Source organism: Amycolatopsis sp. cg5 (genome assembly GCF_041346955.1).
Taxonomy (GTDB): Bacteria; Actinomycetota; Actinomycetes; order Mycobacteriales; family Pseudonocardiaceae; genus Amycolatopsis.
The window spans coordinates 2,402,785-2,420,840 of the sequence record NZ_CP166849.1; the positions used below are offsets into that span (position 1 = coordinate 2,402,785).

Consider the following 18,056-nt stretch of genomic DNA (forward strand, 5'->3'; position numbering starts at 1 on the left):
CGGTGGCTTCATCACGGTGGCCTTCGGTGTGCTCGCGGCGATGCCGGCGCACGCGAAGATGCTGGACGGTGACGCCAAAGCGAAACCTGCTTCGACCACGGCGGCAAAGCCTCCGTCGTCGAAGCCTCCGGCCGGAAAGCCCGCGAAGGCCACACCGGCGCCGAGACCCACCGCGACGAATTCCCCTGATTCGAAGAAGGGGAACAGCGCCGTGAACCATATGGCGGCTTCCGGCAAAAAGGAGAGTGCGCCGAATGCCGACAGGTTCAAGGGTTCGCCTGCGATTGAGCAGCTGAAGAAGGGGTCGGGTTCCGATAAGTCGAAGAAGGCGGTTCCCGCGAATGTGTCTCGCGGGTCTGCTTCCGCGGACGCGGCGGCGCAGGCCGGGCTGGTTCCGGGTCTCGGGGTCGCGAAGGTCGCTGGTGAGACGATCAAGATCGCCGATTCGGCGCAGAAGTCCTACGCCAAGGCCAAGGGCGAAGCGCCGAAGCTCAATATGGCGGCATCTGGCACGAAGGAGAGTGCGTCGGGTGCCGATAGGTTCAAGGGTTCGCCTGCGGTCGAGCAGCTGAAGAAGGGGTCGGGTTCCGATAAGTCGAAGAAGGCGGTTCCCGCGAATGTGTCTCGCGGGTCTGCTTCCGCGGACGCGGCGGCGCGGGCCGGGCTGGTTCCGGGTCTCGGGGTCGCGAAGGTCGCTGGTGAGACGATCAAGATCGCCGATTCGGCGCAGAAGTCCTATGCCAAGGCCAAGGGCGAAGCGGCGAGGCTCAATCCCGGCAGGACTCGTCAGGCCCAGAAGGAGACGAGGCTGGCCACCCCGCCGGGTGACATCGCCGCGGCCAAGCAAAAGGCCACGCCCCTGGCACGGAACGCCACGTCGGTTCGCCCCGTCAGCGCATTGTCGATACCGCGGCCTGCGGGCATCTTCGACGATGACGGCACCGGTGACGATTCGCCTTGGCGGCGGCTGATTCCGGGTTGTCACACCAAGGAATGCGGCATCATCGCGCGAGAAGTCGTCAAGCGGAGTCCGCGCGTCATCGATGACGGTCCCGGGTGGGAGGGCGAGCCGATCGAACCGGACGGCAAAGGTGGTCTCGGCGGCTACAAAGGCGGCGGTTACCTGATCCGTCAGCGCGTGGTCGGTCCGGACGGGCGAGACCTCGGCGGCGTCAAGGCAGGCGCGGAGGGCAAGGTCGAGGGCGTGGTCTCGATGAAGGACGGCGTCATGCTGGGGGCCTCGGGCTTCATCGGCGCCCGGCCGACCGGGCCCGACATGACCGGAAACGCGGGCCCGGTAGGCGTGTCCGGCGCTCCGGAGGCGCCGCTCGGAATTTCCGGTCACGCCGAAATCGGGTACACACCGAAACAGGGTGCGAAGATCGGGGCAGGCGTCAAGGCCGCCCAGACGATCCAAACACCCGAGTTCGAACTCGACCTGGGCCTGATCAAGGTCAAGGCTCAGCCGGAAGTGTGGACCGGGGCCGGCGCCGATGTCGAAGGCACCTGGGCGACGGGTGCGGACAACAAGAAGCACCTGAAACTGAAGGGCGGGGCGTCCGCGGCCGTCGGCGGCGGCTTGAATCTCGACTTCTCGCTCCCGGACTGAGGAACGGGTGAAGCTGAAGGGGAGCTCGATCGTCCCCTTCAGCTTCGCCGGGATGTCCGGGTTCACCGCGTCCGGCCCTGAACCGCCGAAGCCGGACACCGCGCGGCCGCCTAGGGGAGCGGACCACGCGGGCCGCGACCGGGAAGGGGATCGCCCCTCGTCCGTCCGGCCGCTACGCGAAGCTATCGTGATCTTCAACGGAATCCCTGCACCAGGCCGCTTTTTGGGCTACCCGGGCAGCGAAGAGGCACAAAAGGGCAGCCGCCGTCGCTCTGTACCTACTAGTATGTACGGCATGCCCTTTGTTCGCATCGACGCCATCCGAGCCGACGCCGCCCGCCTCGACGCACTCGGCCAGGCCGTGCAAGACGCACTGGTCGAGACGATCGGAATCCCGCCGGACGACCGCTTCCAGGTTTTGTCCAGCCATGACGGCACCCTGCGCTACGACGGCTTCCTCGGCATCGACCGTGACGACGGCGTCGTCTTCGTCGCGATCACGATGCGCTCCGGCCGGTCGCCGGAACTCAAGCAGGCGCTGTACCGCCGGATCGCCGAGCTGGCTCACGAGTACGCGGGCACCGAGCCGCGAAACGTGGTCATCACGCTGACCGAGAACGAGCCGGTCGACTGGTCGTTCGGCCACGGCGTCGCCCAGTACGTGGAGTCGTGAGCGTTGCGGGCGGTTCTATTGAGGAGAAGGGCAAAAGTGGTGTGCTGGACTTCGGTGCGAGGGGAGCTCCTGCACCGTTGGATGCAGCAGGGTTTCCCCTCGCCCGCGGGTGTGCAGTGAGGGGACCCCTCGGTGCTGCATACACACTGAGAGGTCCCCTCGCTTCAGTCCTCACACTCGCATCGCTCACGACCCCGCGGAGTAAAGCGGGCTTTATCCCACACGCCACAGCCCTCGGCTATCCGCGAGTGGTAACTCTGCTCCGTTAGATGCAGCAGAGTTACCATTCACACCCCGCTCGCCCGGTGCCCGGCGACCCGCCACCTTGAGAGTTCCGCCCAATAACCGCCCGCAACGCTCGTGCCCCCGCTTGGCTTGGGCTTGGCCGTTCGCATGAACGGGGCTTGTGTCACGGTCAGCGGAATGAACGTGGCTTGTGTGCGGTGGTGGGTGGGTCGAGCGAGTGGAAGAATTTCTGCATCTAACGGAGCAAACTTTCCACTCGCGCGGACTCCGACCGTAGGTGGCGAGCCCCGGTCAGCTATTGCCGGAAAGTCAAACGTGGCCTGCGTCGAGTGCTTGGTCGATCTGCTGGACAGTGGGGCTCGTGAGCGTTGCGGGCGGTTCTAACCGCCCGCAACGCTCACGACCCCCAAGTGCGGCAAAGACTTTCACCTTAAGGCCGTCCTAATTTCCGGCTCGCCTCGGAGCGGCCGGATTTACGCTCGGCAGATGAAGATCGCGCTGTGGCTCGGATTGTGCGGACTGTGTGTCGTGACCGGCCACGCGATCCTTGGCGTGATCGGGTTTCTGCTGCTGACCGGCTGCCTCAACGGTCCGTCGCGGCGTTGTCGCTCAGCCGCGTCAACAACGCGGCGAGAGTACCGATCTCCGCTTCGCTGAACCCCGTACGCAGCCGCTTGTCGTGCGCGATGGCCGCCGTCGCGAGGCGGTGGAAGAGTTGCTCGCCCTCGTCCGTGATCTCGACCAGATGCACGCGACGGTTGTCGGGGTCGCGGCGCCGGGTCACCAGGCCCGCGGTTTCCATGCCGTTGAGGTGATGGGTCAGCGTCGCGCCCTGGATGCCGACGTCCTCCGCGAGTTCGCGCTGGTTGGCGCGCCGGGCCGTCTTGAGCGACATGAGGATCTGCCAAATCGGCTGGGAGCCGCCCGCGGCCGCGAGTGACTGGTCGAAGGCGCGGCTCGCGGTCTTGGCCGCCTTCGTGAGGACCAGGCCGATCGGGGTGGTGACGGGTGGAGGCACCATCGAACCGTATCGCACTCTAAGGGTTTGACATCGAATGGTTAGACATCTAACGTTCATGGCACCTCAGCGACAAGGGAGAAGACCATGAGCACCGAAGAAGAGATCCATGACCTCGGCAAACGCTGGGCCGCGGCCGAAGAGCAAGCCGACCGGCGGACGCTCGACGAGCTGACGGTCGACGGCTTCCGGCTGGTCGGGCCTGCCGGGTTCGTGCTGGACAAGGCGCAGTGGCTGACGCGCTACGACGGCGGGCTCGTCACGGAGTCGATCGACTGGGCCGAGGTGGAGCTGCTCGACCTGGGTGACACCGTGATCGCGATCGGCGTGCACGCCCAAGTGGCGTCGTACCAGGGGAATCCCGCGAATGGGCGGTTCAGGGCCACCCATGTCGTGGTACGCCGGGATGACCAGTGGCGGCTCGCGAGCATCCAGCTCAGCCCGATCGGCGGGCCGCCCCCGTTCGAAGGGGGCACGCGATGACCATCGAGCTGAATCACACGGTCGTGTGGGCACGGGACCGGGACGCCTCCGCGGCGTTCCTGGCGAACATCCTCGGCGTCGCCGTCGATCCGGTGATCGGGCCGTTCGCGCCGATCCGGCTCGGGAACGGGGTCACCCTCGACTACGCGCAGGCGGCCGAAGTCGCCGGTCAGCACTATGCCTTCCTGGTCGGCGACGAGGAGTTCGACGCCACGTTCGCCCGGATCCGCGCTGCCGGGATCACCTTCTGGGCGGACCCGTTCCACCGGGAACCCGGCGAGCTCAACGCCATGAACGGCGGCCGGGGCTTCTACTTCGAGGACCCCGACGGGCACAACATGGAACTGTTCACCCGGGCTTGAGCTGGGCACCCGGCCGCCGGATGGTGAATGCTGGGCGGTGAACCATCATCGCATCAGGAGGTACGCCATCGTGGCGACTACACGCACGGCACACACGGTCTGGGAAGGCGAGCTGCTCACGGGCAGCGGAACGGTCACCTTCGACTCGTCCGGCATCGGGAGCCAGCCGGTTTCCTGGCCGTCCCGTGCCGAGCAGGCCAACGGCAAGACCAGCCCCGAGGAGCTCATCGCGGCCGCGCATTCCAGCTGCTTCTCGATGGCGCTGTCGCACGGTCTCGCCGGTGCCGGCACCCCGCCGACCCGCCTCGAGACCAAGGCCGACGTCACCTTCCAGCCCGGCGAGGGCATCACCGGCATCCACCTCACCGTCCGCGGCGAGGTCCCCGGCCTGGACGCGGCCGCGTTCGCCGAGGCCGCCGAGGGCGCCAAGAAGAACTGCCCGGTCAGCCAGGCGCTGACCGGCACCACGATCACCCTCACCGCCGAGCTGGCCTAGCAGGCCGGGATCTAGCGGGCTTTACTCCCGGGGATAAAGCCCGCTAAATCCCCGGGAGTAAAGCGGGCTTTATCCCCGGGTTTACCGCTCGAACCTGATCGCGTCCACGTCGAAGAGGCCGCCCGAGCCCGTGCCTTGGAAGACCAGGTAGAGGGGACCTGTGCCGCCCGGGTCGGTGACGGGGGTGGCGGGCAGGTCGGCGTAGGTGTCCCAGCCGCCCGTGGTGGCCACCGTCACGCGCTGCACCAGCGGCCCGGTGACCGAGCCGGAGCGCACCTCGATCGTCCCGCCCGCGCCCGCGGACGACACCCGGTAGCCGATGCCGCGTACGCCGGCCAGGTTCACCGGATCGAACTTGATCCAGTCGCCTGGCTCGATGTAGCCGACGCGTTTGCCGCCGCTCGCGTCCGCCTGCGCGACGACCTGGATGCCGTTGGCCTCCGTGTAGAACTCGGCCTGCTTGAGCGACGGCTGCAGCACGCTTTCCGCCGAGCCGGCCAGCGGGGGAGCGCCCGTGCCGCCGCCGTCGGTGTACGTCGCGTTGATGACGCCGAAGACGTTCGAGTCGGCGCCGTGGCCGCCGTCCGCCGGTGTCGCGATCGTGCCCTCGCAGCCGGTCGCCCTGCTCAGCGGATGACCATGTCCCTCATGGCCGAGGATGTACTCGACGATCACCTTCGAACAGTCGACCGGCTTGTCGTCGGTCACGTCGACCTTGAACGCCACCGTGTCGCCGAACGAGAAAACGCTGCCGTTGAGCGGACTTCGCAACGTCACCACCGGTGCCGTGTTGCCAACGGTGACCACCACGCTCGCCGCGCCGGTCAGCCCGGTCGAGTCCGTCACCGAAAGCTTCGCGGTGTACTGGCCTGCCGTGTTGTACACAAAGGACACCGGACCGGCCGAGGTGGAGTCGGTCGTGCCGTTGCCGTCGAAGTCCCACGCGTAGGTCAGCGGCTGCTGGTCGGGATCATGCGTCCCGGCCGGGTCGAAGCGCACCGTCAGGGGCGCCGGCCCGGAGGTGCGGTCGGCCGCGATCTTGGCGACCGGTGTCCGGCTGCCCTGGGTGTAGTCGATGCGGTAGACGGCCGAATCCGCCGAACCGCCGAAGTAACCGCTGCCGTAGTCGAGCACGTAGAGCGCGCCGTCCGGGCCGAACTCGATGTTCATCGGCCTGGTCAGCGTCATCGAGTCGAAGAACGGCTTGATCTCACCGCGTTCGCCGTTCGGGCCGACGCTGATTTCCTTGATCCAGCTGCGTTCCCATTCGTAGGCGAAGGTCTTGCCGTCGAAGTACGCCGGGAACTTCGTCTTGGACGTCGACGCCGCGTCGTAGCGGTAGACCGGCCCGCCCATCGGCGACTCCGAGCCGTTCCCGAACTCCGGCACCGAGCCGCCGTCGTACGGGATCCAGGCGCGCTGGACCGGCGGCAGGTTCGTCAGGCCGGTGTTGCGCGGGCTGGTGTTCTTCGGCGCCGCGCAGTCGAACGCCGCGCCGGACGTGCCCGTGGCGAAGTCATAGTCCACAAAGGGCTGATTGTCGCCAACGCAGTACGGCCAGCCGTAGTTGCCCGGCTGCTTGATCAGGTTGAACTCGACCGTCCCGCCGGGACCACGGGCCGGATTCGCCGCGCCCGCGTCAGGCCCGTAGTCGCCGAGATGCAACCAGCCGGTCTTGCGGTCGACGGCGAACCGGAACGGGTTGCGGAAGCCCATCGCGTAGATCTCCGGACGCGTCTTCGCGGTGCCGGGCTTGAACAGGTTGCCACTGGGCACGCTGTACCCGCCGTTGGCGTTCACCTTGATACGCAAGACTTTCCCGCGCAGGTCGTTGGTGTTGCCAGCGCTGCGCTGCGCGTCGAAGACCGGGTTGCGGTTGGCGCGCTCGTCGATCGGGGTGAAGCCGTCCGAGGCGAACGGGTTGCTGTCGTCCCCTGTGGACAGATACAGGTTGCCCTGTGCGTCGAAGTCGATCTCACCGCCCGCGTGACAGCAGATCCCGCGTTCGGCGGGAATCTGCAGGATCTTCTGCTCACTGCTCAGGTTCAGTACGCCGTCCATGCCCAGCTTGAAGCGCGAAAGCTGGTTGTATCCCTTGAACGGCGCGAAGTCGGCGGCGGTTCCGGTCTCCGGTGCGTCACCGGCCGGTGTGGACAGTTTGGGCGCGTAGTACAGGTACACCCAGCGGTTCGTCGCGAATCCGGCGTCGATGGCCACGCCTTGAAGACCGTCTTCGTCGTGCGAGTACACCGGGATCTGCCCCGCGAGCTTGGTCGTCGCGGCGGAACTCGTGTACCAGACGCGCCCGTCGCGCGAGGTGTGCAGCACGTCGCGGTTGGGCAGCACCGCGAGGGCGATCGGCTCGCCGGTCTTCTCCTCGCCCTTGGCCAGCGTGATCTGGTCGAAGTCGGTGTCCACCGGCGCGGCGACGGTCGTGCCGCAGTCCGCGTCGACCATCTTGGCCACGTAGCGGATTCCGCCTGCGAGGTGGGAGCGGAACGCCGGATCGGTGTACGACTCCGCGGTGTGGCCGCCGCCGGTGTACCAGGACCGGCCGCCCGCGTTCGTGTGGCACCAGGCGGTCGGATGGTCGCCCATCGCGCCGTTGCCGGGGGTGTAGCTCTTCTCGTCGAGGCTCGCCAGCACGTGGACCTTGCCGCGCGGGTTCTGCCGGAAGTTGTACCACTCGTCGGTGCGTTTCCAGGTGGCCGGAAGGTCCACAGTGGACGGGTGGGCATGGTCCTCTACGCGCACGTCCGCCTGCTGGATCTGCGGATGGGCGAGGAAGTACGCGCCGACGAGGCCGCCGTACCACGGCCAGTCGTACTCGGTGTCGGACGCGGCGTGCACTCCCGCGTAGCCGCCGCCCGCCTTGACGTAACGCTCGAACGCCGCCTGCTGCGCGGCGTTGAGCACGTCGCCGGTGGTGGACAGCCAAACGACCGCGTTGAAGCGCTTGAGGTTGGCGTCGGTGAACGCGCCCGCGTCCTCGGTCGCCTCGACGCCGAAGTGATGCTGGACGCCGAGTTCCTTGATCGCCTTGATCCCGGCCGGGATGGAGTCGTGCCGGTAGGCGGCGGTCTTCGAGAAGACCAGCACGTTCGCCACCTCGTGGGCGGGTTCGGCTTGGGCGGGGGAGACGAGCGAGGCGAACGCCGTCGTCACCGCGAGTACGAGTTTCCAGGCTGCCGTCTTCGAGGCCACACTGCCTCCCACTTTGTCATTTTCGAAGCAGACTTTGGATCGGATGATTCGAAAGTAGGACGCTGTGGCGTCACCCGTCTAGGTGAACAACAGGGCAATTACCCAACTTCACCCGAAAAGTGGCACGACCCATTTTGATCGGTATGCTCTGCGCGAAACGCTCAAACGATCGTAAGGCTGTGTTATGCGCGAACCGGGTGACGAACGGCGGCAGCGGATCCTCGCGGTCGTGCGCGCGCGAGGCGAGGCGCGGGTCAGCGACCTCGCCGCCGAGCTGGAGGTCTCGGTGATCACCGTGCGCCGCGACGTCGAGGAACTGGCCCGCGAAGGCAAGCTCCGGCGTGGCCACGGCGTCGCCCGCTCGCTGGTCCCGGTGCCCAAGGCGCCCGCCGTGCCCGACGCGAAGGACGGCGCCGTCGCGCTGGTCGTGCCCGAGCGGCACGCGTACCTCAACGAGGTCGTCCACGGCGCGCGCACCGTGCTCGAGGAAGCCGGGGTGCGCGTGGTGCTGCACATCGCGCCGCGGGCGCGCGGCGCCGACCGGCCGATCGTCGAACGGGTCGTCGCCGACGAGGTCGCCGGCCTGATGATCGCCCCGCGCTGGCGGACCGCGGCCGACGAGGAGGCGGCGTACGGCTGGCTCGCCGAGTCGGGCGTGCCCACGGTCCTGATGGAACGCAGGCCGCGGCCGGGCAGCGCGCTGCACGCGTTCGACTCGGTGTGCACCGATCACTGGTACGGCATGCATCTCGCGGTCGAGCATTTGACCGCGCTGGGGCATCGCCGGATCGCCTTGGCCGCGCGCGACGACAGTCCGACCGCGCGCGCGTTGCGGGTCGCCTTCGCCGAGATCGCCGTGGCGCACACGGAGATCGACGACTGGACCGTCCTGCTCAGCGCGCCGGACGCGGGCGCGGACCCGGGCACGCCGCCGGGCTCGCTGATCGATCTCATCGGGGAGCGAGGCATCACCGGCGCCGTGCTGCACGGCGACGACGACGCGTTGATGCTGGTCCAGCAGCTCGCCGACGCCGGCATCCGGGTGCCTGCCGACTGCTCGGTGGTGGCCTACGACGACGTCGTCGCCGCACTGGGCAGGACGCCGTTGACCGCCATCGCCCCGCCGAAGGCCGAGGTCGGGAAAGTGGCCGCCGAGCTGCTGCTCGACCGGCTCGGCAAGGCGAGCGCCGGGCGGCCGAGGCGGGTCGAGCTGATCCCCGAGCTGAAAGTGCGCGGATCGACGCAACCGTATTCGATCGTTTGACCGCTTGGGGCCGAAGTATTGACCGTAAAACGCTCAGGTGATCAGAATGCGTTGTCCGTCACCCAGCGCTGGAGGCAACGATGCCCGGTCGACCGAGCCGCCGCTCCGTGCTCGCCGCAGCACTCGCGCTTCCACTGGCCGGCTGCTCGGGTGGCGCGAGCACCTCGAGCGGACCGACGCGCATCACCTTCTGGTCGGCGTTGCGCGGCAGCCAGCAGGTGGTCGACGCGTTCAACCGCAGCCAAAAGCGGATCCAGGTCGTCTTCCAGCAGATCCCCGGCGGCCAGCAGGGCGGCTACGCGAAGCTGAGCAACGCCGCCCGCGCGGGCAACGCGCCTGACATCGCCACCATCGAGTACCCGCAGGTGCCGGGGTTCGCCATCGACGGCGTGACACGCGATCTCACCGGACTGCTCAGTGATCGGCTCCGCGCGAAGCTGCTGCCGCAGGCGCTGGGGCTCACGACCTTCGGCGGCCGGGTGTTCACCGTCCCGCTCGACGTCGAGCCGATGGTGCTGCACTACCGCACGGATTTGTTCGAGCAGCACGGTTTGCGGGTCCCGCGCACCTGGGACGAGTTCGCCGCGGCGGCACGCGTCGTGCGTGACAAGGTGCCTGGCCGCAAGCTCGCGTTGTTCCCCACCGACGGCGCGCTGCAGTTCGCCGCGAACTCGTGGCAGGCGGGCGCGCGCTGGTTCGACACCAGCCAAGGCGCGTGGAACGTCTCGCTGGCCGACGCGCCGACCCGGCGTGTCGCCGAGTTCTGGCAAGGCCTGATCGACGACGAACTGCTTTTCGCGAATCCTTCGCTGGGCAGGCAAAGCGACGCGCAGATCGGCCAGGGACTCGTCTTCGCCAGGTATAGCGGCGCCTGGGACGCGGGTGCGCAGATGAAGGCACGCCCCGCGCAGAAAGGCAAGTGGGCCATCGCGCCGCTGCCGCAGTGGGACCCGGCGCATCCGGTCGTCGGCACACACGGCGGGTCCACCTTCGCGATCACCAAGGACTGCGCGCATCCCGAGGCCGCGATGGAGTTCATCGAATGGCAGGTCTCGAACCCGGACTCGTTGCGCGCCAGGCTGTCCAGCGGTACGAGCAGCCAGTATCCGGCGGTGCCAGCGCTGGTCGACGTCGGCCGCGCGGGCTTCGACCGTGCCTACTACGGCGGCCAGGACATCTACAGCCTCTTCGACGCCGAAGCCGCCAAGATCCGCGACGGCTGGACCTGGGGACCGCGCATGACCGCGACCCAGCGCGTGATGGAAGACGGCTTCGCGCTGGCGGGCGCGGGTGAGGGCACGCTGCTCGACGCGGTCCGCGAAGCCCAGCGCGGCACGATGCCCGATCTCGTGGCACTCGGCCTCGCCACCACCGAGCACAGCTCCTGAAAGGAGGTGATCCCCGATGGCCACATCCGCCACCCGGCGCCGTGAACGCTCCGCCTGCGCCGTGCTCATGGCGCCGTTCTTCGTGCTGCTGTTGGTCGTTTTCCTGATCCCCGTCGGGACGGCCGTCTGGCTGAGTTTCTTCGGCGACGATCAGCCGGGCCTCGGCTTCGGCGAGGAGCGCACGATCTTCGTCGGGCTGCGCAGCTACCTCGCCGTGCTGACCGACCCGACGTTCCTCAATGGACTCGGCACCGTCGCGCTGTATTGCCTGATCTACATTCCCGCGCTCGTGGGCGGCGCGCTGCTGCTGGCACTGCTGCTCGACTCCGGCGTCGCGCGACTGCGCGCGTGGGCACAGCTGGGCCTGTTCCTGCCGCACGCGGTGCCGGGGATCATCGCCGCGATCATCTGGCTGTATCTCTACACGCCAGGCATCAGCCCCGTGATCGACCTGCTCGGCAAGGCCGACATCACGGTCAACTTCCTTGGCGTGCACGGTGTCGTGCCCGCCATCGTGAACATCGCGCTGTGGAGCAACCTCGGCTACAACATGGTGATCTTCTACGCCGCGCTGCAAGCCGTCCCGCGCGAGGTGATCGAGGCCGCGGTGGTCGACGGCGCCGGCCCGGTGCGACTGGCGCTGCGGATCAAGACGCCGCTGGTCAGGGCGTCGCTGGTGATGGTCGCGTTGTTCACGCTGATCTTCGCGCTGCAGTTGTTCACCGAGCCGATGCTGCTCAGCCAGGCCACCCCGATCATCAACTCGCGCTTCTCGCCGAGCATGTACATCTTCGACGCGGCCTTCACCCGCAACAACTACGGGCTGGCCGCGGCCGCTTCGGTGGTGCTGCTGGCCTGCACGATCGCTCTGTCCTATGTGGTCACTCGCTGGACCAACCGTTCGAGGGAGGCCGCGTGAGCACGCTCGCGACGAGACCGAAGATCCTGGGCCGCACCGCCGTCAACGTCGTGGTCGGCATCTCGGTGCTGTACACGCTGCTGCCGGTGCTGTGGCTCGTGCTCGCCGCGTCGAAGGACCGCGACGCGTTGTTCGGCAGCGAACTGCTGACCCTGCACGGGTTCTCGCCGATCAAGAACCTGCAGGACCTGTTCGCGATGGACAAGGGCATCTACGGCCGCTGGTACGTCAACAGCCTGCTGTACGCCGTCCTCGGCGCCGCGCTGAGCGCGCTGGTGAGCATCGCGGCTGGCTACGCGTTCGACAAATACAGCTTCCGGCACAAGGAAAAGGCGTTCGGGCTGGTGCTGGCCGCTGTCATGGTCCCGCAGACGGTGCTCGCGCTGCCGCTGTACCTGATGGCGTCGGCCGCCGGTGTGGTCAACACGTTCTGGTCGGTGTTCATCCCGGTGCTGTTCAACCCGTTCGGCGTCTATCTCGGGCGGATCTTCAGCCAGGGCTACGTGCCGGACGAGGTGCTGGAGGCCGCGCGGATGGACGGCGCGAGCGAGCTGGCGATGTACTGGAAGGTCGCGCTGCGGATGCTCGGGCCCGGCTTCGTGACGGTCTTCCTGTTCCAGCTGACGGCCATCTGGAACAACTTCTTCCTGCCCATGGTGATGCTGTCCGACCAGAAGCTGTACCCGGTCAGCCTGGGGCTCTACACCTGGAACAGCTCGGCGACCGTGTCACCGGAGTACTACCCGGTCGTGATCATGGGCGCGTTGCTCGCTGTGCTGCCGCTGGTGCTCGCTTTCATTCTGCTGCAACGATTCTGGCGTTCTGGTCTCACCGCGGGAGCTGTCAAATGAGTCCACGTGCCGCGCTGGCGATGTCGCGGGACGCCGCCGAGGCCGTGATCGACGCGCGTGCGCTGGCCGCGTTCGGCGAAGTCTGTTCACTGGCACCTGGGGTGCTGGACTCCTTCGAGAACGCCCACGAGGTCCTCGCGGACGTCGAAGTGCTGATCACCGGCTGGGGTTGCCCGAAGCTGGACGAGAACGTGCTGGCGGCGGCGCCGCGCCTGCGTGCCGTCGTGCACACCGCCGGATCCGTGCACGCCCATGTCACCGAGGCCTGCTGGGAACGGGGGATCGAGGTCGCGTCCGCGGCCGCGGCGAACGCGCTCCCGGTGGCCGAGTACACGGTCGCGATGATCCTGTTGACCGGCAAGCGCGTGCTGGAACGCGCCCGCGACTACCGGGTGGAGCGATCTAGGGCCGCGTCGCTGCGCACTCCGCTGTCGGTAGGCAATTTCGGCCGCACGGTCGGGATTCTCTCGGCCTCGCTGATCGGCCGCCGGGTGATCGAACTGCTGCGGCCGTACGACTTTCGCGTCCTGCTGCACGATCCGTATGTCAGCGCCGACGAGGCGGCGGCACTCGGGGTCGAGTCCGTGGGCCTTGACGCGTTGTTCACCCGCTCGGACGTGGTGAGTGTCCACACGCCACTGTTGCCCGCGACGCGTGGCCTGGTCAGCCGCGAGCTGATCGGCTCGATGTGCGACGACGCGGTGCTGATCAACACGGCGCGTGGCGCGATCGTCGACCAGTACGCGCTCGCCGAGGCGGCGGCCGACGGCCGGATCCGCGCGGTGCTGGACGTCACCGATCCCGAGGTGCTGCCCGCGTCGCATCCGTTGTGGGACAGCGACAACATCCTGATCACCCCGCATCTCGCCGGATCGCAGGGCAACGAGTGGCAGCGCCTCGCGGACCTGGCGGTCGCGGAGGTCGGCCGCTGGGCCGCGGGGGAGCCGTTCGCGCATCCGGTGCGGCGCGAGAGCCTGGATCGCACCGCATGAGGCTCCCCGCGGAGGACCGGGACCTGAGCCCGTACACCGGCTACACCCGCGCGCACTGGGAAGCCGTCGCCGACGGCCTGCTCGAAGCGGCTTGGCGCTGGTCAAGCCCCCGCGGTGCCTTTCTGGACCTGCCGGGCCGCCCGTCGAAGAGCGGCGTCCGGTCCGACGGTCTCGAAGGCTACGCGCGCACGTTCCTGGCCGCCGCGTTCCGGATCGCCGGGGCGGGCGGCGCGGACCCGCACGGCCTGCTGTCCCGGTACGCCGAGGGACTCGATGCGGGTACCGCTCGCGATGGCGCGGAGTCGTGGCCGGAAATCCTAGACCACTTCACGCAGGGCCAGCCGATGGTCGAATCGGCGTCCGTGGCGCTCGGCCTGCGGCTGACCAGGCCTTGGCTGTGGGATCGGCTCGATCCGGGGGTGCAGGACCGGGCCTCGGAATGGCTGCGCGGGGCGTTGCGGCACGTGCCTGCGCCGAACAACTGGTACCTGTTCCCGTTCACCGTGGCGGGTTTCCTGGAGTCCGCCGACCGCGGTGACGCCGAGACGGCGGCGGCCCGTGACCGGGCGCTGGAGCTGCTGGAGACCTGGTATCAAGGCCAGGGCTGGTACTCCGACGGCGACGGTCGCGCGTTCGATCACTACAACGGCTGGGCACTGCACCTGTACCCGGTCCTGGACGGCTTCCTGGCCGGTGAGCCGCTGCACGGCGACCGGCTGCGGGAGCACCTGGAAAGCTTCTCGCTGATGTTCGGGGCCGATGGCGCTCCGATCCACTTCGGACGGTCGCTGACGTATCGGTTCGCTGCGGCTTCGGCGGTCGGATTGGGTGCGGTGACCGGGTCGACGCCGCTGACGCCGGGTGCTTCGCGGCGCTTGCTGAGTGGGTCGCTGCGCTACTTCCTGGACCGGGGTTCGGTCGACGAGAACGGGCTGCTCAGCCTGGGCTGGCACGGCGCGCACGAGCCGACACTGCAGTCCTACTCCGGACCCGGGTCGCCTTATTGGGCGTCGAAAGCCTTTGTCTGCCTGCTCGCCGGGGAAGAGCATCCACTGTGGACGTCCGTGGAGGAGCCTGCGCCGAGCGAAGGACCGGATCGCGTGCTGGCATTGGCCGGGCCTGGGCTTTTGGTGCAGTCCTCGGGCGGGATCGTCCGCTTGCACAATCACGGCAGCGACCACGTCCGGCCGCATGAGGGTGAGGTGGCGAGCGAAGCCGATCCGCACTACGGCAGGTTCGCGTACTCGACGCACACCGGCCCGACATCGGCTGGGAACCCGGCCGACAACCACTTCGCGGTGATCTGGAACGGGGTTCGCAGTGTCCGCCGCCGGATCCATCCGCTGGGCGCCGCCGAGAACTGGGCCGCGTCATGGCATCGGCCGGTCTTCCCGACCGGCTCACCGATGGTGCCGGGGTTGCGAGTCGAGAGCCTGACGGTCGCCTGGGGCGCCTACGAGTTGCGGGTACACCGGGTGATCGGGGCGCCGTCCGGAGCCCGCGTCGAGCTGACCGGCTGGGCGACCGGAGCTGAGGCGTTCTCGTCGTTGTGGCCACTGCACGGCTGGACGACCGAGGACGAAGTCGTCGCGCCGCAAGGAACCGCCTACACGGCCTGGGCTCGGATGCCTCGCTTGACCGGCGAAGCTTCGGCCGGATTCTTCGTCGCCTTGGCCACGCTCAGCACGGAGCCGTTGGCGGTGAAGGACTCGTGAGTGGTATCGCCGGTTCTAACCGGCCAAAACACTCACGACCCAAGTCGGCGGTGGTCGGCCTGACGCTCGTGCTGCTGCTGGGTTTCGCCACCGACGCGCACGCCGAGCCGTACGAGCGCGTGCTCAACGGCAGCTTCAGCAGCACCAAACCTCGACGGCGGAAACGTGGGCTGGGTCGACGCGCCGACCATGGCGAGCAGCCTCGGCGTGCCCGCCCAGGTCGGCGGCGGCGCCGAGCTGTTGCTGTGGGTGAAGACGCCCGGCGTGTCCGACGGCCAGTGCGGCATCGCGCCGGCCGTCCCCGCCGGGCAGTTCAGTCCCGAGCTCGCGGTCCGGCTGATCGACGGCACCTGAGCGTCACATCTCCCGCTTGAGCTTGCGCCAGCCGCCCGCCCGGTTGTTGGCGATGATCTGCCGGAACATCGCGAGCAGCGCGCAGACATTGCCCCGCAACACGAAGTACGGCTGGACGGTGCGCTTGATGGTCTCCTCGACCTCGGGATCGGCGGCGTGCACGAGGTCGCGGACCTCACGGCAGATCGCCTGCTGCCACTCGGGCAGCTTGCCGATGTAGTCGTCGACGCGCGGGTCAATCACGTAGTCCATGACTGGTTCCCCTTCAGTTCCAGAGACCGACGACGGTAGCGATCACCAGCAGTTTCACCAGCCAGTCACCCGCATGGATGACGGCGAGCCGCCACGGCGCGTCATCCCAGACGATCGAACCGGTCAGGATCAGCGCCGGGAACCCGACCCACAGGCCGAGTCCCAGCAGCACCGCGTGCCCCAGCGTCCCGGTCCCGACCAGCACGGCGAACACCGCGGCCAGCACGAACGTGCGGACCACCTCGGTGCCGATCTTCCACGGCACCGGCTTCGCCTGCTCGGCCGGATCCGCGCCGAGCAGCCGGGCCCGCGCCGCGCCGAACACCACGTACCAGGCCGAACTCACCACGAAGGCCACCACGGTCGCCACCCCGACGGCCAGGAAGTTCACGTCGCTCACTTGCTTCTCCTCTCGCTTGTGAAGAGGTGTAGAAGCAGCGGGCGGCATTTCGACATGCCGTCAGCGCGAATTCGCGTTCGCTTGCCAGCCGCGGCCGATGCCACGCAGCAGCGCCGGGTAAACCCCCAGGTAGCGGAAGGGTTTGATGCCCGCCATGTACACACGGCCGAGCAGCCCGTTCGGCTTCACGAGCACGGCCATCTGCCCCCGGTAGGCGTCGCCGTCCGGAACCCAGCCGATGTGCATCAGCGCGTGGACGGTCCGGTTGCGGATCTCCGCGACCCACTCGTCGTGCGTCTGATAGACGGAGGTGAAGGGCACCGCCTTGAGGTCCGGCCCCGTCGTCTCGGTCAGGTCGGACGGCAGCCAGTCGCGCAGCGTCGGCATCAGCTCGGCCGCGTCCTTCTTGTCCCAGCCCAGCAGCTTCCCGAGCTTCCATCGGATCGCGAAGAGCGCCTTGGGCACGGGCGAGCTGATCGGCCCGCCGGTCCCGGTCGCGAACTGGGCGACGAGCCGCGCGAGATCGTCGGGCCCGCCGGGCGTCGGCATCGCCCAGACGTCTTCGAGGTCGAAGTCGGCGGCGATCTCGTGGATCCGCCATGGTCGCGAAGTGTGCTCCGTGGCTGCGAGTCTCATGTCGATGCCCCTTATCTATACGATGGCGTATACATCGAGGCTAGCACCTTTCTATACGGTGGCGTATAGATGAGAGGGATCACATGGGCATCACCCGCACCCCGCGCGCCAAGTGGATCGAGGAGGGCCTCCGCGCACTCGCCGCCGGCGGCCCCGAAGCCGTCCGCATCGAACCACTCGCGCAGGCGCTCGGCGTGAGCAAAGGCGGCTTCTACGGCTTCTTCCGCAACCGCGACGCCCTGCTCGCCGAGATGCTCGACACCTGGGAGCGCGCGGTCACCGAAGAGATCATCGAGCAGGTCGAGAGCGGCGGCGGCGACGCCCGTTCGAAGCTGGAGCGCCTGTTCCGCCTCGCGTCCTCAGAGGACGGCCCGTTGACAGGCACCACGGCCGACCTCGCGATCCGCGACTGGGCCCGCCGCGACGAGGCGGTCGCGGAGCGCCTCCGTCACGCCGACAACACGCGCATGGACTACCTGCGCTCCCTGTTCGCATCGTTCTGCGACGACGAGGACGACGTCGAAGTCCGAGCACTGCTCGCGTTCTCGTTGCGCATCGGCAACCACTTCATCGCGGCCGACCACGGCGGCCGCAGCCGCCGCGACGTCATGCGCCTGACGAGTAAATGGTTGCTGCGCTAGCTAGGCTGCGAAGGTGAGCAGCTACCCCTCGGCGTACCGCCGGGTCCGCGACACCGGCCTGCCGCGGCGCGACCGCGTGCTGGCGCTGCGGGAGTGCGTGTTGCGTTTCGCGCCGTACGGTTTTAGTGCCACCTGGCATCACCTGGTCGTCAGTGGCGGACCGTCCCTGCTCGCCATGGTGGACGAATTGGAGCAGGCCCGGCAGGTGTGGCTCGCCTCGCATGAGGAATTCCTCGCCCGGCGCCGAGCGGAAAAGGCTGCCGGAAACCGGATTCCGCGCCGCACCGATCGATGGCACAACAACACACTTGCCTACTGTCCGGATTTCGAAGCCCATCCTGTCGAGCGGCTGGCCGTGGTGGTCCAGCGCGTGATCACCGCACATGAGTCCGGTGCCCGCCGATCGGAACGGTGCTTCGCCTGCGGGCGGACCCCGGGCGTGAACATTGCTTGTCCTGATTGCGGTGTCTCCCCGTCCTTCAGTCACATCCCGGTACCGGGCACCGCCCGCCGTTGGCGCGAAGTGTGGTTGCGCAGCAAGGAATTCAGCTGA

The 18,056-nt window shown here is 68.1% G+C and carries 19 protein-coding genes; 14 read left to right on the plus strand and 5 right to left on the minus strand.

Annotated elements, in window-relative coordinates; translation table 11 throughout:
• Nucleotides 1-16: 16 nt before the first annotated feature.
• Entirely contained in the window at nt 17-1,609 is a 1,593-nt protein-coding gene (locus tag AB5J62_RS10910) for a hypothetical protein (protein WP_370948074.1), read from the plus strand.
• Between the two features lie 295 nt (nt 1,610-1,904).
• Nucleotides 1,905-2,282, plus strand: coding sequence for a tautomerase family protein (locus AB5J62_RS10915; RefSeq protein ID WP_370948075.1), 378 nt, complete (start codon nt 1,905-1,907; stop codon nt 2,280-2,282).
• A gap of 829 nt (nt 2,283-3,111) precedes the next feature.
• Here AB5J62_RS10915 and AB5J62_RS10920 read toward each other — a convergent pair.
• A complete protein-coding gene (locus tag AB5J62_RS10920) occupies nt 3,112-3,549 on the minus strand; it encodes a MarR family winged helix-turn-helix transcriptional regulator (protein ID WP_370948076.1) in 438 nt (145 codons plus the stop codon).
• An 84-nt stretch (nt 3,550-3,633) separates the two neighbouring features.
• On the opposite strand from AB5J62_RS10920, the gene AB5J62_RS10925 reads away from it, so the two are divergent.
• The 3 genes from AB5J62_RS10925 to AB5J62_RS10935 all read left to right on the plus strand — a co-directional run bounded on the left by AB5J62_RS10925 (nt 3,634) and on the right by AB5J62_RS10935 (nt 4,887).
• Entirely contained in the window at nt 3,634-4,029 is a 396-nt protein-coding gene (locus AB5J62_RS10925) for a nuclear transport factor 2 family protein (RefSeq protein WP_370948077.1), read from the plus strand.
• The gene (locus AB5J62_RS10930; RefSeq protein ID WP_370948078.1) at nt 4,026-4,391 is read left to right on the plus strand and encodes a VOC family protein; all 366 of its coding nucleotides are present in this window, start codon (nt 4,026-4,028) and stop codon (nt 4,389-4,391) included. The genes AB5J62_RS10925 and AB5J62_RS10930 overlap by 4 nt, the downstream gene beginning before the upstream one ends.
• 70 nt (nt 4,392-4,461) lie before the next feature.
• The gene (locus tag AB5J62_RS10935) at nt 4,462-4,887 is read left to right on the plus strand and encodes an OsmC family protein (protein ID WP_370948079.1); all 426 of its coding nucleotides are present in this window, start codon (nt 4,462-4,464) and stop codon (nt 4,885-4,887) included.
• 81 nt (nt 4,888-4,968) lie between these two features.
• On the opposite strand, the gene AB5J62_RS10940 is transcribed toward AB5J62_RS10935, so the two are convergent.
• Complete coding sequence (locus AB5J62_RS10940) at nt 4,969-8,052, minus strand: ThuA domain-containing protein (RefSeq protein WP_370950235.1); 3,084 nt, start codon at nt 8,050-8,052, stop codon at nt 4,969-4,971.
• 223 nt (nt 8,053-8,275) lie between these two features.
• Between AB5J62_RS10940 and AB5J62_RS10945 the strand changes: the two genes are divergently transcribed.
• The 7 genes from AB5J62_RS10945 (at nt 8,276) to AB5J62_RS10975 (ending at nt 15,574) form a co-directional block, all read left to right on the plus strand.
• Nucleotides 8,276-9,355 (plus strand): substrate-binding domain-containing protein, encoded by a 1,080-nt coding sequence (locus AB5J62_RS10945; protein ID WP_370948080.1) that lies wholly within the window; start codon nt 8,276-8,278, stop codon nt 9,353-9,355.
• An 80-nt stretch (nt 9,356-9,435) separates the two neighbouring features.
• The gene (locus AB5J62_RS10950) at nt 9,436-10,743 is read left to right on the plus strand and encodes an ABC transporter substrate-binding protein (RefSeq protein ID WP_370948081.1); all 1,308 of its coding nucleotides are present in this window, start codon (nt 9,436-9,438) and stop codon (nt 10,741-10,743) included.
• 16 nt (nt 10,744-10,759) lie between these two features.
• A complete protein-coding gene (locus AB5J62_RS10955; RefSeq protein ID WP_370942200.1) occupies nt 10,760-11,662 on the plus strand; it encodes a carbohydrate ABC transporter permease in 903 nt (300 codons plus the stop codon).
• A complete protein-coding gene (locus AB5J62_RS10960; protein ID WP_370948082.1) occupies nt 11,659-12,513 on the plus strand; it encodes a carbohydrate ABC transporter permease in 855 nt (284 codons plus the stop codon). Before AB5J62_RS10955 ends, AB5J62_RS10960 begins: the two co-directional genes overlap by 4 nt.
• On the plus strand, nt 12,510-13,505 hold the full coding sequence (locus AB5J62_RS10965) for a hydroxyacid dehydrogenase (RefSeq protein WP_370948083.1): 996 nt from the start codon (nt 12,510-12,512) through the stop codon (nt 13,503-13,505). The genes AB5J62_RS10960 and AB5J62_RS10965 overlap by 4 nt, the downstream gene beginning before the upstream one ends.
• Complete coding sequence (locus tag AB5J62_RS10970; protein WP_370948084.1) at nt 13,502-15,220, plus strand: DUF2264 domain-containing protein; 1,719 nt, start codon at nt 13,502-13,504, stop codon at nt 15,218-15,220. Before AB5J62_RS10965 ends, AB5J62_RS10970 begins: the two co-directional genes overlap by 4 nt.
• 165 nt (nt 15,221-15,385) lie before the next feature.
• The gene (locus AB5J62_RS10975; RefSeq protein WP_370948085.1) at nt 15,386-15,574 is read left to right on the plus strand and encodes a hypothetical protein; all 189 of its coding nucleotides are present in this window, start codon (nt 15,386-15,388) and stop codon (nt 15,572-15,574) included.
• A 3-nt stretch (nt 15,575-15,577) separates the two neighbouring features.
• Here the strand turns inward: AB5J62_RS10975 and AB5J62_RS10980 are convergent, their stop codons facing one another.
• The 3 genes from AB5J62_RS10980 to AB5J62_RS10990 are packed head-to-tail and all read right to left on the minus strand — an operon-like array spanning nt 15,578 to nt 16,862.
• Nucleotides 15,578-15,826, minus strand: a complete 249-nt coding sequence (locus AB5J62_RS10980) for a hypothetical protein (protein WP_370948086.1) — start codon at nt 15,824-15,826, stop codon at nt 15,578-15,580.
• A gap of 13 nt (nt 15,827-15,839) precedes the next feature.
• Nucleotides 15,840-16,226 carry a DUF1761 domain-containing protein gene (locus tag AB5J62_RS10985; RefSeq protein ID WP_370948087.1) on the minus strand — a complete coding sequence of 129 codons (387 nt, stop codon included), beginning with the start codon at nt 16,224-16,226 and terminating at the stop codon, nt 15,840-15,842.
• A 60-nt stretch (nt 16,227-16,286) separates the two neighbouring features.
• Nucleotides 16,287-16,862, minus strand: coding sequence for a DUF2867 domain-containing protein (locus AB5J62_RS10990; protein WP_370948088.1), 576 nt, complete (start codon nt 16,860-16,862; stop codon nt 16,287-16,289).
• Between the two features lie 83 nt (nt 16,863-16,945).
• Here AB5J62_RS10990 and AB5J62_RS10995 point away from each other — a divergent pair, with 83 nt between their 5' ends.
• Together AB5J62_RS10995 and AB5J62_RS11000 are read left to right on the plus strand one after the other, a co-directional pair.
• Nucleotides 16,946-17,503 (plus strand): TetR/AcrR family transcriptional regulator, encoded by a 558-nt coding sequence (locus AB5J62_RS10995; protein ID WP_370948089.1) that lies wholly within the window; start codon nt 16,946-16,948, stop codon nt 17,501-17,503.
• Between the two features lie 13 nt (nt 17,504-17,516).
• The gene (locus tag AB5J62_RS11000; protein WP_370948090.1) at nt 17,517-18,056 is read left to right on the plus strand and encodes a hypothetical protein; all 540 of its coding nucleotides are present in this window, start codon (nt 17,517-17,519) and stop codon (nt 18,054-18,056) included.

Bases quoted from the DNA above. Each gene is read 5' to 3' on its own strand.
- AB5J62_RS10945 (WP_370948080.1), top strand. From the start codon at position 8,276: ATGCGCGAACCGGGTGACGAACGGCGGCAGCGGATCCTCGCGGTCGTG.
- AB5J62_RS10950 (WP_370948081.1), top strand. From the start codon at position 9,436: ATGCCCGGTCGACCGAGCCGCCGCTCCGTGCTCGCCGCAGCACTCGCG.
- AB5J62_RS10925 (WP_370948077.1), top strand. From the start codon at position 3,634: ATGAGCACCGAAGAAGAGATCCATGACCTCGGCAAACGCTGGGCCGCG.
- AB5J62_RS10915 (WP_370948075.1), top strand. From the start codon at position 1,905: ATGCCCTTTGTTCGCATCGACGCCATCCGAGCCGACGCCGCCCGCCTC.
- AB5J62_RS10920 (WP_370948076.1), bottom strand. From the start codon at position 3,549: ATGGTGCCTCCACCCGTCACCACCCCGATCGGCCTGGTCCTCACGAAG.
- AB5J62_RS10980 (WP_370948086.1), bottom strand. From the start codon at position 15,826: ATGGACTACGTGATTGACCCGCGCGTCGACGACTACATCGGCAAGCTG.
- AB5J62_RS10965 (WP_370948083.1), top strand. From the start codon at position 12,510: ATGAGTCCACGTGCCGCGCTGGCGATGTCGCGGGACGCCGCCGAGGCC.
- AB5J62_RS10970 (WP_370948084.1), top strand. From the start codon at position 13,502: ATGAGGCTCCCCGCGGAGGACCGGGACCTGAGCCCGTACACCGGCTAC.
- AB5J62_RS10930 (WP_370948078.1), top strand. From the start codon at position 4,026: ATGACCATCGAGCTGAATCACACGGTCGTGTGGGCACGGGACCGGGAC.
- AB5J62_RS10990 (WP_370948088.1), bottom strand. From the start codon at position 16,862: ATGAGACTCGCAGCCACGGAGCACACTTCGCGACCATGGCGGATCCAC.
- AB5J62_RS10995 (WP_370948089.1), top strand. From the start codon at position 16,946: ATGGGCATCACCCGCACCCCGCGCGCCAAGTGGATCGAGGAGGGCCTC.
- AB5J62_RS10955 (WP_370942200.1), top strand. From the start codon at position 10,760: ATGGCCACATCCGCCACCCGGCGCCGTGAACGCTCCGCCTGCGCCGTG.